Source organism: Micromonospora sp. Utrum1, assembly GCF_057197805.1.
In genome coordinates this window covers 6896008-6911243 of sequence record NZ_CM170071.1, presented here as the reverse complement: position 1 = coordinate 6911243, position 15236 = coordinate 6896008, and the positions used below count along the sequence as shown (strand labels likewise).

The window sequence follows — 15236 nt, the reverse complement described above, 5'->3', positions numbered from 1 at the left end:
GTGGAACTGCCGACCCAGACGTTCCGGGTGACCCGCGCGGACCTGGTCCGCTACGCGGGCGCCTCGGGCGACTTCAACCCGATCCACTGGAGCGACCGGACCGCCACCAAGGTCGGCCTGCCCGGGGTGATCGCCCACGGCATGTTCACCATGGCCCTGGTCGGCCGGGCGGTCACCACCTGGGCCGGCGCGCCGGACGCGGTGGTCGACTTCAACGTCCGCTTCACCCGCCCGGTGGTCGTGCCGGACACCGACGAAGGCACCGAGGTCGAGGTCTCCGCGGTGGTCAAGGAGACCACCGACGAGGGCCTGACCAGGCTCGACATCACTGCTACCTGCCTGGGGGAGAAGGTGCTGTCGCAGGCTCGGGCAACCGTCCGGACCCCTCGCTGAGGATCCGTCCGACGCGCGAGGGGTGGACCGGTTGGGAAAGTCGCACGACTACCCGTACACTGGTCCGCCGTGGGGCAAGTGACCCCTGCTCGGCACTGCGTGTCCGGGTGGGGTGAGTTGCCGCACAGGGGTGTAGCTCAATTGGCAGAGCAGCGGTCTCCAAAACCGCAGGCTGCAGGTTCAAGTCCTGTCACCCCTGCGCCTCAGGCCTGACCGTTCCCGTGGGTCGCGCCGCCGCACGGCGGCGCCCGGCCCGTGGTGGTGGCATCGGCGGGGTTGGTTCCGAGGCATTCGGGGCCCTCCCGGTCGATCCGCCGGCCGCGGCCCGTCGCGGGACGGTTGGTCCGGCCGGCGTGACCACACGCCGCGCACGCCGCCCGGCGTGCGACCCGATATCCCGCACGGAGGGCGAAGTGGCCGAGAGCAAGCGGCGCGGCGAGGACGCCGGCGACGAGCGTCTGAACGACGACGCGACCGTCGACGGCGTGGCCGACGACGACGCCACCGACGCGGACGAGACGGTCTCGCGGGGCGGCACCGCGACCCGCAAGCGGGCCCGCGCCGATTCGACCGAGGGCCGGAAGACCCGGAAGGACACCGAGCGGATCGGGCTGTTCGCCCGCATCGCGCGGTTCTTCCGCGAGGTCGTGGCCGAGCTGCGTAAGGTCATCTGGCCGACCCGCAAGGAGCTGCTGACCTACACGGCCGTCGTGGTCACCTTCGTCGCGGTGATGTTGGCGATCGTGGCCGGCCTGGACTACGGCTTCGCGAAGGCGGTGCTGTGGGTCTTCGGCAACCCCAGCTGACCTGCGGACAGCGATAGTGACGGAAGTGAGCGAGCGTGCCTGAGTACGACGAGACCGCCGAGACCCCGGACGAGCAGTCCACGGTGGCGACGGCGGCCAACGATGAGTCGGTCGAGGCCGCCAGCGAGCCGGAGTTCCCGACCACCGAGCCCGCCCCGGACGAGGACTTCGACCCGGTCGCCGAGCTGCGCCAGAAGCTGCGTTACGCCCCGGGCGACTGGTACGTGGTGCACTCCTACGCCGGCTACGAGAACAAGGTCAAGACCAACCTCGAGACCCGGATCACCTCCCTCGACATGGAGGACTTCATCTACCAGGTCGAGGTGCCGACCCGGGAAGAGGTCGAGGTCAAGAACGGCAAGCGGTCGCAGGTCCAGGCGAAGGTCTTCCCGGGCTACATCCTGGTCCGGATGGAGCTGACCGCCGAGTCCTACTCCTGCGTCCGGAACACCCCGGGGGTCACCGGCTTCGTCGGCGCGACCGACCGGGCCGACCGGCCGGCGCCGCTGAGCCTCGACGAGGTGCTCAAGTGGCTGGCCCCGGCGGTCGAGACCGAGCAGAAGAAGGCCAAGCCCGAGGTCAAGGTCCTCGACTTCGAGGTCGGCGACTCGGTCACCGTCACCGACGGCGCCTTCGCCTCGCTGCCGGCGACGATCAGCGAGATCAACGCCGACCAGCAGAAGCTCAAGGTCCTGGTGTCGATCTTCGGCCGGGAGACCCCGGTCGAGCTCAACTTCAACCAGGTCGCCAAGATCTGACGTACGTCCCGCACCGGCGGTGGGCCCTCCGGCCGGCCGCCGGTGCGTCGTTTTCGCCGTCCGCCGGACCTCGGCGGGGAGGGTGGCGCAAGGCTGCGCTACCCTAGAACGTCGGCTGTCCGCAACGCGCTGACCGTGCGCGCCCGCGGGCCGGCGAAAATCCCAGTTCCAAGCCCCAGGAAGAGACATGCCTCCGAAGAAGAAGCTCGTCAAGACGTTCACGCTTCAGCTGCCGGCGGGCCAGGCCACCCCGGCGCCGCCGGTCGGCCCCGCGCTCGGCCAGCACGGCGTGAACATCATGGAGTTCTGCAAGTCCTACAACGCGCAGACCGAGTCGCAGCGGGGCGACATCGTCCCCGCCGAGATCAGCGTCTACGAGGACCGCACCTTCACCTTCGTGCTGAAGACCCCGCCCGCCGCCCGGCTGCTGATCAAGGCCGCCGGTGTGCAGAAGGGCTCGGGCGTCCCGCACACGCAGAAGGTCGGCTCCGTCACCCGCGCCCAGCTGCGGGAGATCGCCGAGAAGAAGATGGCGGACCTCAACGCCAACGACATCGACCAGGCTGAGAAGATCATCGCCGGCACCGCCCGGTCGATGGGCCTGACCGTCGCCGACTGACGTCGGCTCACCGCTCCACCCGATCAGTTCGTGGGAGGGCCGCGGAGTCGCGGGCCCGCCATAAACCACAGGAGTTACCAGAAATGCAGCGCAGCAAGAGCTACCGCAAGGCCGCCGATGTCATCGACCGGTCGAAGCTCTACTCTCCCGCCGAGGCCGTCAAGCTGGCCAAGGAGACCACCAACGTCAAGTTCGACGCCACGGTCGAGGTCGCCATGCGCCTCGGCGTCGACCCCCGCAAGGCGGACCAGATGGTCCGCGGCACGGTCAACCTGCCGCACGGCACCGGTAAGACCGCCCGCGTGATCGTCTTCGCCGCCGGCGCGAAGGCCGAGGAGGCCGCCGCCGCGGGTGCGGACGAGGTGGGCACCGACGAGCTGGTCGCCCGTATCCAGGGCGGTTGGCTGGACTTCGACGCGGCGATCGCCACCCCGGACCAGATGGCCAAGATCGGCCGGATCGCGCGGATCCTGGGCCCGCGCGGCCTCATGCCGAACCCGAAGACCGGCACGGTGACCATGGACGTCACCAAGGCCGTCTCGGACATCAAGGGCGGTAAGATCACCTTCCGGGTGGACAAGCACTCCAACCTCCACCTGATCATCGGCAAGGCCTCGTTCTCCGAGTCCCAGCTGATCGACAACTACGCTGCGGTGCTGGACGAGGTGCTCCGCTCGAAGCCGTCCGCGGCCAAGGGCAAGTACCTGAAGAAGGTCACCCTCACCACCACCATGGGCCCGGGCGTCCCGGTCGACCCGAACGTGGTGAAGAACCTGACCGAGGCTCCGGCCGAGGCCTGAGCACGACTGCCCTGACGGGGCCCCGCCACCACCGGTGGCGGGGCCCCGTCCGTCTGTCCGGTGTGGCAGGCTCGGCGCATGCGGCTGGAAGGCGTCTGGCTGCGGTACCACCGGCGCGGTCCGTGGGTGCTGCGGGAGACCGACGTGGCGATCGGCCCGGGCGAGGTGGCGGTGGTGCTCGGGCGCAACGGGGTGGGCAAGTCCACCCTGCTCCAACTCGCCGCCGGGGTGCTGCGGCCGACCCGGGGCCGGGTGGTCGACCGGCCGGCGGCCGTCGGCTGGGTGCCCGAGCGCTTCCCCGCCGACCAGCCCTTCACCGTGGGCGGCTACCTCACCGCGATGGCCCGGGTGGCCGGCCTGCCCGGCATAGAGGCCGACCGGGCGGTGCGGCGCTGGGTCGACCGGCTCGGCCTGGCCCGCTACCACGGGGTGCGGCTGCCCCAGCTCTCCAAGGGCACCGCGCAGAAGGTCGGCCTCGCCCAGGCGCTGCTCCGCCCGCCCGGCCTGCTCATCCTCGACGAGCCCTGGGAGGGGCTCGACGCCGCCGCCCGCGAGCTGGTGCCCGAGGTGATCGACGAGGTGCTCGCCGACGGCGGCACGGTGCTGGTCAGCGACCACCGCGGCGAGACGATCCGGCTTCCCGGCGCCCGGCACTGGTCGGTCGCCGACGGCACCGTCACCGAGGCGGCGCCGTCCGGGGCCGCGGCCACCGTCGTGGTCGAGCTGTCGGTCCCGGCCGCCGGGGTCACGGCCGCCGTCGCCCGGCTGCGCGCCGACGGCCACCACGTCCTCCGGGTACGCGACCACGCCGTCCCGCCCGCCGCCACGCGACCCGGCTCCGACGCCCCGCCCGCCGTCACGGGCCCGGTGTCCGCTGCCGGGCGGTCCAACGAGCCCGACCGGCCGGCAACCGCACCCGACCAGACCCCGATGTCCGGCGCGCCCGGCCGGCCCGGTCCCGCCTCCGAGGTGGCCCGGTGACCGCCCTGGTCCGGCTGCGGCTGGCCGGCTTCCTGCGTACCGGGAGGGCGCTGGCCCCGGTGCTGGCCGGCCTGCTGGCCCTCGGCGTCCTCTACGGCGGCGGCCGGGCCCAGCCGGCGGAGGCCTACGGCGTCTCGGCGGTGGTGCTCTTCCCGGTGCTGGCCTGGCAGACCAAGATCCTGCTCGACGTCGAGCCCGATGTGCAGCGCCGGCTGGCCCGGGTGGTCCTCGGCGCCGCCCGGGAGCGCGCCGCGGGCCTGCTCGCGGCGGCCGTGGCCGGCCTCGGCACGGTGGCCGTGGCGCTGGTCCTCCCCTGGCTGGTCGGCGGGGTGACCGGCCCGGCCGGGTCGGGGGACCGGCCGCTGGCCGAGGGGCTCGCGCTCGGCCTCTGGGCGCACCTGCTGGCCCTGCCGGCGGCGGTGGCGCTGGGCGCCCTGGCCAGCCGGGTGATCACCCGCAGCGCCGGCTACGGCGTTGCCGTGCTCACCGTCGGCGCGGTGGCCGCGGTGGTCCTCGGCCTCTCCGGCTCGGTGGCGCCCTGGCTGGTCCCGCCGGTGCTGCCCACTGCCCGGGCACTGGCCGGCCCGCTGGCGGTCCCCACCGGCCTGCTGCTGACCGCCTGGGCGCTGGCCTGGGCGGCCGTGGCGCTGGCCGGCTACGGCTGGGGCCGCCGGAGCCGTGCCTGAGTGACCGGGAGCACTCCGGGGGCGATTTGGAGGTAACGGGACACGTCGCGTAACCTTGGCGCGTAGTTCCACCCAGAGACCGCTGGTCACCGTGCCCTGGCACGGTCGAAGGTCCCGCGATGACGGGCGACCCGCGCAGGGCGGCAAGCGAAAATCGGTGCTGTGCGTGGTCCGCCGACCGCGCCCGTCGTGCCGGCCCTCGCCCCGCGCGCCCTGCGCCGGGGCTTTTCTCGTTGTCGTGATGCCTCCGCCGCCGTCGCGAGCGTCCGCTCGTCGCCGGCGTACCAGCTCCGAGCAACGAGAGAGGAGGGACATGGCGGACAAGCCGATCCGGGCCGACAAGGCCACGGCCGTCGCCGAGCTGACCGAGAGCTTCCGCAACGCGGGGGCGACCGTGCTCACCGAGTACCGCGGGCTCACGGTTTCGCAGCTCACCCAGCTGCGACGCTCGCTCGGCAAGGAGACCAGCTACACGGTCGCGAAGAACACGCTGGCCAAGCGTGCGGCGACCGATGCGGGCATCTCCGGCCTCGACGAGCTGTTCACCGGTCCTACCGCGCTGACTTTCGTTTCGGGCGACGTCGTCGAGGCGGCGAAGGGGCTTCGCGACTTCGCGAAGGCCAACCCGAAGCTCGTCATCAAGGGCGGTGTCTTCGAGGGCAAGGCCATTTCCGCGGCCGAGGTCACGAAGCTCGCCGACCTGGAGTCCCGCGAGGTGCTGCTGGCGAAGCTGGCCGGCGCCATGAAGGGCAACCTGAGCAAGGCCGCGGCCCTGTTCCAGGCTCCGCTCGCCAAGACCGCGCGTCTGGCGGCCGCCCTGCAGGACAAGCGCGAGAAGGAGGGCGCCGAGGCGGCCTGAGGCCACCCGGCGCACCCACGTTCTTAGTTTTCACTTTCAGAAAGGACGCCAGACATGGCGAAGCTCAGCACCGACGAGCTGCTCGACGCGTTCAAGGAGATGACGCTGATCGAGCTCTCCGAGTTCGTGAAGCAGTTCGAGGAGACCTTCGAGGTCACCGCGGCGGCTCCGGTCGCCGTTGCCGCCGCCGGCGGCCCCGCCGGCCCGGCCGCCGAGGCCGAGCCGGAGAAGGACGAGTTCGACGTCATCCTCGACGCCGACGGTGGCAAGAAGATCCAGGTCATCAAGGTCGTGCGTGAGCTGACCGGCCTGGGCCTCAAGGAGGCCAAGGACCTGGTCGAGGCCGCTCCGAAGGCCGTCCTGGAGAAGGCCAACAAGGAGACCGCCGAGAAGGCCAAGGCCAAGCTCGAGGGCGAGGGCGCCAAGGTCACCCTCAAGTGACCTTGAGTTCGACCTGACGCGCGTCCGGCTCACGTGAGCCGGGGCACACCGCGTCGCGGCGGGCGGTGATCCGGGGAACCGGATCGCCGCCCGCCGTGTTGGTGCTACCCGGGGGCAGTGGCGTGAGCAGGGCGTCCGCGCGCGGCGTTCCGGCGTTCCGGGAGGGTCTGTCGGTAGCCCGTCGGTGGGAATGACACCCCGAGCGGTAACCGGCCCTTGACGCGGCACGGGCCAGGCAGGCACGCTGACACCAGCAAGACCTTCCGCGCTTGCAACGGCCGCCTCTCGGGTAAGGCAACGGCAGCACCACCGCCGCTGCGCCTGAGCGGACCGGCAGGACGTCGCGTTCCGAGCAGCTCGGTTGACCCGGTTTTCCGAGGTCCCGAGGCAAGTTCCGCGACGACCTGCGGGGTGGGCTGGACAGCGGTTAGCCTCTCGGCTACACTGCTAGTTTGCGCTGCCTTCCGACTTGACCCCTGCTCGGAAATGTCCGTTTACGGATATTTCTGGTGGGGTCATTGGAGTGCACGCGTACCAGCCGTTCTGCAGCACCGGTCCTCGGAAGGACGCATCTTGGCAGCTTCCCGCCCTGCGAAGACCAGTCGTACGTCGAGCGCTTTCGCGCCCCGCCGAGTTTCTTTCGGTCGGATTACCGAACACCTCGAGGTCCCCAACCTCCTCGCCATCCAGAACGAGTCCTTCGACTGGCTCGTCGGCAACGAGGCTTGGCAGGGCCGGTCGGCGGACGACCCGCACGCACGCTCGGGTCTCGCGGAGATCCTCGACGAGATCAGTCCCATTGAGGACTTCTCCGGCACCATGTCGCTTTCCTTCTCGGCTCCGCGCTTCGACGAGGTCAAGGCCTCGATCGAGGAGTGCAAGGAGAAGGACCTGACCTACTGCGCCCCGCTGTTCGTGACCGCGGAGTTCACCAACAACACCACTGGCGAGATCAAGAGCCAGACGGTGTTCATGGGTGACTTCCCGATGATGACGCCCAAGGGCACCTTCATCATCAACGGCACCGAGCGCGTCGTGGTCAGCCAGCTCGTCCGCTCGCCGGGCGTCTACTTCGACAAGCAGCCGGACAAGACCTCCGACCGCGACCTCTCCAGCGTCAAGGTGATCCCGAGCCGGGGTGCCTGGCTGGAGTTCGACATCGACAAGCGCGACACGGTCGGCGTTCGCATCGACCGCAAGCGCCGGCAGGCCGTCACCGTCCTGCTCAAGGCCATCGGGTGGTCCGCGGAGCAGATCCGCGAGAAGTTCGGCTGGTCCGAGCTGATGATGACCACGCTCGAGAAGGACCACATCGCCGGGCAGGACGAGGCCCTGCTCGACATCTACCGGAAGCTCCGCCCTGGCGAGCCGCCGACCCGTGAGAACGCCCAGACCCTGCTCGACAACCTCTTCTTCAACCCGAAGCGGTACGACGTCGCCAAGGTCGGTCGTTACAAGTTCAACAAGAAGCTCGAGCTGGACGTGCCGATCACCACCGGCACGCTGACCGAGGACGACATCGTCGCCACCGTGGAATACCTCTGCCGGCTGCACGCCGGTGAGGAGGGCTACGAGGCCGACGACATCGACCACTTCGGCAACCGGCGCCTGCGCACCGTGGGCGAGCTGATCCAGAACCAGGTCCGGGTCGGCCTTTCCCGGATGGAGCGGGTCGTCCGCGAGCGGATGACCACCCAGGACGTCGAGGCGATCACGCCGCAGACCCTGATCAACATCCGCCCGGTGGTGGCGGCGATCAAGGAGTTCTTCGGTACGTCGCAGCTGTCCCAGTTCATGGACCAGACCAACCCGCTGGCGGGCCTGACCCACCGGCGCCGGCTGAGCGCGCTCGGCCCGGGTGGTCTGTCCCGGGAGCGGGCCGGCTTCGAGGTCCGTGACGTGCACCCGTCCCACTACGGCCGGATGTGCCCGATCGAGACGCCGGAAGGCCCGAACATCGGTCTGATCGGCGCCCTGTCCACCTTCGCCCGGGTCAACCCGTTCGGCTTCATCGAGACGCCGTACCGGAAGGTCGTCGAGGGTCGGGTCACCGACCAGATCGACTACCTGACCGCGGACGAGGAGGACCGGTTCGTCAAGGCGCAGGCCAACGCGCCGCTGCGGGCCGACGGCACGTTCGCGGAGGACCGCGTCCTGGTCCGCCGTAAGGGCGGCGAGACCGAGGACGTGGCGCCGGCGGCCGTGGACTACATGGACGTGTCGCCGCGGCAGATGGTCTCGGTCGCCACCGCGATGATCCCGTTCCTCGAGCACGACGACGCCAACCGGGCCCTGATGGGCGCGAACATGCAGCGCCAGGCGGTGCCGCTGGTCAAGGCCGAGGCCCCGCTGGTCGGCACGGGCATGGAGTACCGCGCGGCCGTCGACGCCGGCGACGTGGTCGTCGCCGAGGTCGGCGGTGTGGTCGAGGACCTCTGCGCGGACTACATCACCGTCCACCAGGACGACGGCCACCGCCGGACGTACCTGCTGCACAAGTTCCGCCGCTCCAACGCCGGCTCCTGCGTCAACCAGAAGCCGGTCGTCTTCGAGGGCGACCGCGTCGAGGCCGGCCAGGTCATCGCCGACGGTCCGTGCACCGACGAGGGCGAGATGGCGCTCGGGCGCAACCTGCTCGTGGCGTTCATGACCTGGGAGGGCCACAACTACGAGGACGCGATCATCCTGTCGCAGCGCCTCGTGCAGCAGGACGTGCTCACCTCGATCCACATCGAGGAGCACGAGGTCGACGCCCGGGACACCAAGCTCGGCCCGGAGGAGATCACCCGCGACATCCCGAACGTCAGCGAGGAGATGCTCGCCGACCTCGACGAGCGCGGCATCATCCGGATCGGCGCCGAGGTCGTCCCCGGCGACATCCTGGTCGGCAAGGTCACCCCGAAGGGCGAGACCGAGCTGACCCCCGAGGAGCGGCTGCTCCGCGCGATCTTCGGCGAGAAGGCGCGCGAGGTCCGGGACACCTCGCTGAAGGTGCCGCACGGCGAGACCGGCACGGTCATCGGTGTGCGTACCTTCTCCCGCGAGGACGGCGACGAGCTGCCCCCGGGCGTGAACGAGCTGGTCCGGGTCTACGTGGCCCAGAAGCGCAAGATCCAGGACGGTGACAAGCTCGCGGGCCGCCACGGCAACAAGGGCGTCATCTCCAAGATCCTGCCGATCGAGGACATGCCGTTCCTGGAGGACGGCACCCCGGTCGACATCGTGCTGAACCCGCTCGGTGTGCCGTCCCGGATGAACATCGGCCAGGTCCTGGAGACCCACCTCGGGTGGGTGGCCAAGACCGGCTGGAGCGTGGACGGCGACGACACCGAGTGGAAGCGCAACCTCCGCTCGATCGACGCGCACGAGTCCGAGCCGGACACCAACGTGGCCACTCCGGTCTTCGACGGTGCCCGCGAGGAGGAGATCTCCGGTCTGCTCGAGTCGACCCTGCCCAACCGGGACGGCAACCAGATGATCGGGCGCAGCGGCAAGGCGCAGCTGTTCGACGGTCGCTCCGGCGAGCCGCTGCCGGACCCGATCGCGGTCGGCTACGTCTACATCCTGAAGCTCAACCACCTGGTCGACGACAAGATCCACGCCCGGTCGACCGGCCCGTACTCGATGATCACGCAGCAGCCGCTGGGTGGTAAGGCGCAGTTCGGTGGCCAGCGCTTCGGTGAGATGGAGTGCTGGGCCATGCAGGCGTACGGCGCCGCCTACGCCCTGCAGGAGCTGCTGACCATCAAGTCCGACGACGTCCTCGGCCGGGTGAAGGTCTACGAGGCGATCGTCAAGGGCGAGAACATCCCGGAGCCGGGCATCCCGGAGTCGTTCAAGGTGCTGCTCAAGGAGCTGCAGTCGCTGTGCCTCAACGTCGAGGTGCTCTCCAGCGACGGTGTGGCCCTGGAGATGCGCGAGACCGACGACGAGGTGTTCCGGGCCGCGGAGGAGCTGGGCATCGACCTGTCCCGGCGCGAGCCGAGCTCGGTCGAAGAGGTCTGAGGCGAGCGGTCGGGAGCCGGTTCGCCGGCTCCCGACCCCGCCCGTTAGCTAGGCAGTACAGACGACGACATAGGGGACATAGTGCTCGACGTCAACTTCTTCGACGAGCTGCGCATTGGTCTCGCCACCGCCGACGACATCCGTCAGTGGTCCCACGGCGAGGTCAAGAAGCCCGAGACCATCAACTACCGCACCCTGAAGCCGGAAAAGGACGGGCTCTTCTGCGAGAAGATCTTCGGTCCGCAGCGGGACTGGGAGTGCTACTGCGGTAAGTACAAGCGGGTCCGCTTCAAGGGCATCATCTGCGAGCGCTGCGGCGTCGAGGTGACCCGCTCCAAGGTTCGCCGGGAGCGGATGGGTCACATCGAGCTGGCCGCTCCGGTGACTCACATCTGGTACTTCAAGGGCGTGCCGAGCCGGCTGGGCTACCTGCTGGACCTCGCCCCGAAGGACCTCGAGAAGATCATCTACTTCGCCTCGTACGTCGTGACGAGCGTGGACGCCGAAGCGCGTCACCGTGACCTCTCGACCATCGAGAACGAGATCCTGGCCGAGAAGCGGCAGGCCGAGAACAGCCGCGACTCGGAGATCGAGAAGCGGGCCGCCAAGCTCGAGGCCGACCTGGCCGAGCTGGAGGCCGAGGGCGCGAAGGCGGACGTCCGGCGCAAGGTCAAGGAGGGCGGAGAGCGCGAGATGCGCCAGATCCGCGACCGGGCCCAGCGCGAGATCGACCGCCTCGACGAGGTCCTCGACACCTTCCGCAAGCTCGAGCCGAAGCAGCTGGTGACCGACGAGCTGCTCTACCGCGAGCTGCGCGACCGCTTCGGCGAGTACTTCACCGGCAGCATGGGCGCCGAGGCCATCAAGGCGCTGGTCCAGAACATGGACCTGGAGGCCGAGGCCGAGAGCCTGCGCGAGACCATCCGGTCCGGCAAGGGCCAGCGGAAGATCCGGGCGCTCAAGCGGCTCAAGGTCGTGGCGGCGTTCCAGAACACCCGCAACTCGCCGCTCGGCATGGTGCTGGACTGCGTCCCGGTCATCCCGCCGGACCTGCGTCCGATGGTGCAGCTGGACGGTGGCCGCTTCGCGACCTCCGACCTGAACGACCTGTACCGCCGCGTGATCAACCGGAACAACCGCCTCAAGCGGCTGATCGACCTCGGCGCGCCCGAGATCATCGTCAACAACGAGAAGCGGATGCTCCAGGAGGCCGTCGACGCGCTGTTCGACAACGGCCGTCGCGGCCGGCCGGTCACCGGTCCGGGTAACCGCCCGCTGAAGTCGCTCTCCGACATGCTCAAGGGCAAGCAGGGCCGGTTCCGCCAGAACCTGCTCGGCAAGCGCGTCGACTACTCCGGCCGTTCGGTCATCGTGGTCGGCCCGAAGCTCAAGCTGCACCAGTGCGGCCTGCCCAAGCAGATGGCGCTGGAGCTGTTCAAGCCGTTCGTGATGAAGCGGCTGGTGGACCTGAACCACGCGCAGAACATCAAGTCCGCCAAGCGGATGGTCGAGCGGCAGCGGCCGGTCGTGTGGGACGTGCTGGAAGAGGTCATCGGCGAGCACCCGGTCCTGCTGAACCGGGCGCCGACCCTGCACCGGCTGGGCATCCAGGCCTTCGAGCCGCAGCTGGTCGAGGGCAAGGCGATCCAGATCCACCCGCTGGTCTGCACCGCGTTCAACGCCGACTTCGACGGTGACCAGATGGCGGTCCACGTGCCGCTGTCCGCCGAGGCCCAGGCCGAGGCGCGGATCCTGATGCTGTCGTCGAACAACATCCTCAAGCCGGCCGACGGCAAGCCGGTCACCATGCCCACCCAGGACATGGTCATCGGCCTCTACCACCTCACCCACCTCACCCCCGCTGGGCAGGGCGAGGGCCGGGCGTTCAGCTCGGACGCCGAGGCGCGGATGGCCTTCGACAACCGTGAGCTGCACCTGCAGACCCCGGTCAAGATCCGCCTGCGGGGCATCGTCGGGGTCGACAACGGCGCCGGCGCGGAGCCGTGGGTCGCGCCCGAGGGCTGGGTCGAGGGCGAGCCGGTGACGGTGGAGACCACCCTGGGCCGGGTCCTGTTCAACGAGACGCTGCCGCAGGGCTACCGCTTCGTGAACTACGAGATCCGCAAGGGCCAGCTCTCCGCGATCGTCAACGACCTCGCCGAGCGCTTCCCGAAGGTGGCCCTGGCTGCCACCCTGGACGGGCTCAAGGAGGCCGGCTTCCACTGGGCCACCTGGTCCGGCGTCACCATCGGCATGGAGGACGTCATCGCTCCTCCGCGCAAGCGGGAGATCCTGGACAAGTACGAGAAGGAAGCCGACCGGATCGACAAGCAGTACCAGCGTGGTCTGATGACCGCCGAGGAGCGTCGCGGCGAGCTCATCGAGATCTGGACCAAGGCGACCAACGAGGTCGCCAAGGAGATGGACACCGCGCTGCCGCAGGAGAACCCGCTGTGGAAGATGATCAACTCGGGTGCCCGCGGTAACCTGCTCCAGCTCCGGCAGATCGCGGCGATCCGTGGTCTGGTGGCCAACCCGAAGGGTGAGATCATCCCGCGGCCGATCAAGGCCTCGTACCGGGAGGGTCTGTCCGTGCTGGAGTACTTCATCTCCACGCACGGCGCCCGGAAGGGTCTCGCGGACACCGCCCTGCGTACCGCCGACTCGGGTTACCTGACCCGGCGTCTGGTGGACGTCTCGCAGGACGTCATCATCCGCGAGGAGGACTGCGGCACCGACCGCGCCATCCCGATGCAGATCGGCGAGCGGCTCGACGGCAAGCTGGTCGTGCACGAGCACGCCGAGACCAGCGTGCACGCCCGTACCCTGGCCGACGACATCAAGGGGCCGGACGGCACCGTGGTGGCCCACCGGGGTCAGGACCTCAACTCGATCCTGGTCGACGCGATCGTCGCGGCCGGGGTGGAGACGGTGCGGGTGCGCAGCGTGCTCACCTGCGAGTCGAAGCTGGGCGTCTGCGGTGCGTGCTACGGTCGCTCGCTGCCGACCGGCAAGACCGTGGACGTCGGCGAGGCGGTCGGCATCATCGCCGCCCAGTCGATCGGTGAGCCGGGTACGCAGCTGACGATGCGTACCTTCCACACCGGTGGTGTCGCGGGTGAGGACATCACCCAGGGTCTGCCCCGTGTCCAGGAGATCTTCGAGGCCCGGGTCCCGAAGGGTAAGGCGCCCATCGCCGACACCCCGGGTCGGATCCGGATCGAGGACGGCGAGCGGTCCCGCAAGATCGTCGTCATCCCGGACGACGGCAGCGACGAGATTGTCTACGACAAGATCTCGAAGCGGGTCCGGCTCCGGGCGCACGACGGCGACCACGTCGAGGTCGGCGAGAAGCTCACCGAGGGCACCATCGACCCGCACGAGCTGCTGCGCATCCTCGGCCCGCGCGCGGTCCAGGTCCACCTGACCCAGGAGGTCCAGGAGGTCTACCGCTCGCAGGGTGTGCTCATCCACGACAAGCACATCGAGATCATCATCCGCCAGATGCTCAAGCGGGTGACGGTCATCGACTCCGGCTCGACCGAGTTCCTGCCGGGCGTGCTGGTCGACCGGGCGCTGTTCGAGTCGGAGAACCGCCGACTCGTCGGCGAGGGCGGCGAGCCCGCCGCCGGTCGCCCCGTGCTGATGGGTATCACCAAGGCCTCGCTGGCCACGGATTCCTGGCTGTCGGCGGCCTCCTTCCAGGAGACCACCCGGGTGCTGACGGACGCGGCGATCCACGCCCGCAGCGACTCGCTGATCGGCCTCAAGGAGAACGTGATCATCGGTAAGCTCATCCCGGCCGGTACGGGCATCAGCAAGTACCGCAACGTCCGGGTCGAGCCGACCGAGGAGGCGAAGGCCAAGGTCTACTCGATGACCGGCTACCCGGAGACCGACTACGGCTTCGGGCCGGCCAGCGGCCAGGCGGTGCCGCTGGACGACTTCGACTTCGGGTCGTACCGCTAAGCAGTAGGAAACGACGAGGCCCCCGGCGACTGCCGGGGGCCTCGTCGCGTCTGCGGCATGATGGTGGGCATGACGACCGTGCCCGGGCAGGTGCCCGTCGCCCAGCAGGGGCAGCGCCACTCGCTCGACCCCGAGCCGGTCCGCTCGACCAAGGCCCGCGCGGTCTTCGCCCTCGGGCTGATCGGGGCGCTCACCGGGTTCTTCGTCGGCGGGGTGGTGCCCGCGACCATCGCGCTCACCCTGGCCCGGCAGGCCCGCCGCGAGGCGTACGTCTCGGGTGGCTTTCTCACCGGCGCCGGCTGGGTGCGCCGGGGCGAGCAGTTGGCGTGGACGGGCCTGCTGCTCGCGGCCGTGGCGATCGTGGCGGCCGTGGTGATCGGTGTGGTCCGGCTCGCCGGCGCTCCGATGGGGCACGACTTTGCCCCCAACGTCGACTGACCGGGCGGGGGAGGGCACCCGCGCCCGACCCCGCCGGCGGGACCCGCGGCGGTAGCCTGGCCGGTGTCCGCCGCGCGGTGGGCGAGCCATGCCGACAGGAGGACCCCGTGACGGAACCGGCCCCGCCGCCGGAAGGCGACCCGACCCGCCGCGGCACCGGGCCGGACGCCGGCGGGCCGCCGCCTGCCAGCCCCTGGGCCGGACTGGATGCCGCCGGATCGAGGCCGGACGCCCGGTCCGCCGAGGGGTGGAGCGCGCCGCCGGAGGCCGGCCCCATGGGGTACGCCTCGCCGCAGTCCGCGCCGCCCGGGTCCTGGCCGCCCGCCGGGCCCTATCCGCCCGCCCCGGCGGCGCCGCCCGGCGCGGCCCCGCACCACGTCGGGCACTCCGCTCCCGCGTCCCCCGGGTCACCGCACGGAGCGTCCGCCCCGGCCGGTTGGCCGGCGTCCGGGGCGTACCCCGGGCAGCAGTCGCCGCCCGG

12 protein-coding genes and 1 tRNA gene are annotated in these 15236 nt (G+C 70.3%); all 13 read left to right on the top strand.

Annotated elements, in window-relative coordinates; translation table 11 throughout:
- Positions 1 to 393 carry a MaoC family dehydratase gene (locus AC0OLQ_RS32510; protein WP_484529317.1) on the top strand — a complete coding sequence of 131 codons (393 nt, stop codon included), beginning with the start codon at positions 1 to 3 and terminating at the stop codon, positions 391 to 393.
- Positions 394 to 519: 126 nt separating this feature from the next.
- A tRNA-Trp gene (locus tag AC0OLQ_RS32505) sits at positions 520 to 592 on the top strand.
- A 214-nt stretch (positions 593 to 806) separates the two neighbouring features.
- Positions 807 to 1199 carry a preprotein translocase subunit SecE gene (gene secE / locus AC0OLQ_RS32500; RefSeq protein WP_357338622.1) on the top strand — a complete coding sequence of 131 codons (393 nt, stop codon included), beginning with the start codon at positions 807 to 809 and terminating at the stop codon, positions 1197 to 1199.
- Positions 1200 to 1234: 35 nt separating this feature from the next.
- The gene (nusG, locus tag AC0OLQ_RS32495; RefSeq protein ID WP_046567240.1) at positions 1235 to 1957 is read left to right on the top strand and encodes a transcription termination/antitermination protein NusG; all 723 of its coding nucleotides are present in this window, start codon (positions 1235 to 1237) and stop codon (positions 1955 to 1957) included.
- A gap of 187 nt (positions 1958 to 2144) precedes the next feature.
- Entirely contained in the window at positions 2145 to 2576 is a 432-nt protein-coding gene (gene rplK, locus AC0OLQ_RS32490; RefSeq protein WP_091570017.1) for a 50S ribosomal protein L11, read from the top strand.
- Between the two features lie 83 nt (positions 2577 to 2659).
- Positions 2660 to 3376 (top strand): 50S ribosomal protein L1, encoded by a 717-nt coding sequence (rplA, locus tag AC0OLQ_RS32485; protein ID WP_357338631.1) that lies wholly within the window; start codon positions 2660 to 2662, stop codon positions 3374 to 3376.
- A 78-nt stretch (positions 3377 to 3454) separates the two neighbouring features.
- On the top strand, positions 3455 to 4357 hold the full coding sequence (locus AC0OLQ_RS32480) for an ATP-binding cassette domain-containing protein (protein WP_484529316.1): 903 nt from the start codon (positions 3455 to 3457) through the stop codon (positions 4355 to 4357).
- Positions 4354 to 5043, top strand: coding sequence for a hypothetical protein (locus tag AC0OLQ_RS32475; protein ID WP_484529315.1), 690 nt, complete (start codon positions 4354 to 4356; stop codon positions 5041 to 5043). The genes AC0OLQ_RS32480 and AC0OLQ_RS32475 overlap by 4 nt, the downstream gene beginning before the upstream one ends.
- Positions 5044 to 5356: 313 nt before the next feature.
- Positions 5357 to 5902: a 50S ribosomal protein L10 gene (rplJ, locus tag AC0OLQ_RS32470; RefSeq protein WP_046567232.1), complete on the top strand. Its 546-nt coding sequence runs from the start codon at positions 5357 to 5359 to the stop codon at positions 5900 to 5902.
- A gap of 54 nt (positions 5903 to 5956) precedes the next feature.
- Positions 5957 to 6343, top strand: a complete 387-nt coding sequence (rplL, locus tag AC0OLQ_RS32465; protein ID WP_091317960.1) for a 50S ribosomal protein L7/L12 — start codon at positions 5957 to 5959, stop codon at positions 6341 to 6343.
- A 573-nt stretch (positions 6344 to 6916) separates the two neighbouring features.
- Complete coding sequence (gene rpoB / locus AC0OLQ_RS32460; protein ID WP_357338638.1) at positions 6917 to 10348, top strand: DNA-directed RNA polymerase subunit beta; 3432 nt, start codon at positions 6917 to 6919, stop codon at positions 10346 to 10348.
- 81 nt (positions 10349 to 10429) lie between these two features.
- On the top strand, positions 10430 to 14317 hold the full coding sequence (locus tag AC0OLQ_RS32455; protein WP_484529314.1) for a DNA-directed RNA polymerase subunit beta': 3888 nt from the start codon (positions 10430 to 10432) through the stop codon (positions 14315 to 14317).
- A gap of 69 nt (positions 14318 to 14386) precedes the next feature.
- The gene (locus AC0OLQ_RS32450; RefSeq protein WP_484529313.1) at positions 14387 to 14755 is read left to right on the top strand and encodes a hypothetical protein; all 369 of its coding nucleotides are present in this window, start codon (positions 14387 to 14389) and stop codon (positions 14753 to 14755) included.
- Positions 14756 to 15236 lie beyond the last annotated feature (481 nt).

What these genes read in the sequence shown, in the direction of transcription:
- rplK (WP_091570017.1), top strand. Translation starts at nt 2,145, where the DNA reads ATGCCTCCGAAGAAGAAGCTCGTCAAGACGTTCACGCTTCAGCTGCCG.
- rplA (WP_357338631.1), top strand. Translation starts at nt 2,660, where the DNA reads ATGCAGCGCAGCAAGAGCTACCGCAAGGCCGCCGATGTCATCGACCGG.
- AC0OLQ_RS32480 (WP_484529316.1), top strand. Translation starts at nt 3,455, where the DNA reads ATGCGGCTGGAAGGCGTCTGGCTGCGGTACCACCGGCGCGGTCCGTGG.
- rplJ (WP_046567232.1), top strand. Translation starts at nt 5,357, where the DNA reads ATGGCGGACAAGCCGATCCGGGCCGACAAGGCCACGGCCGTCGCCGAG.
- rplL (WP_091317960.1), top strand. Translation starts at nt 5,957, where the DNA reads ATGGCGAAGCTCAGCACCGACGAGCTGCTCGACGCGTTCAAGGAGATG.
- AC0OLQ_RS32450 (WP_484529313.1), top strand. Translation starts at nt 14,387, where the DNA reads ATGACGACCGTGCCCGGGCAGGTGCCCGTCGCCCAGCAGGGGCAGCGC.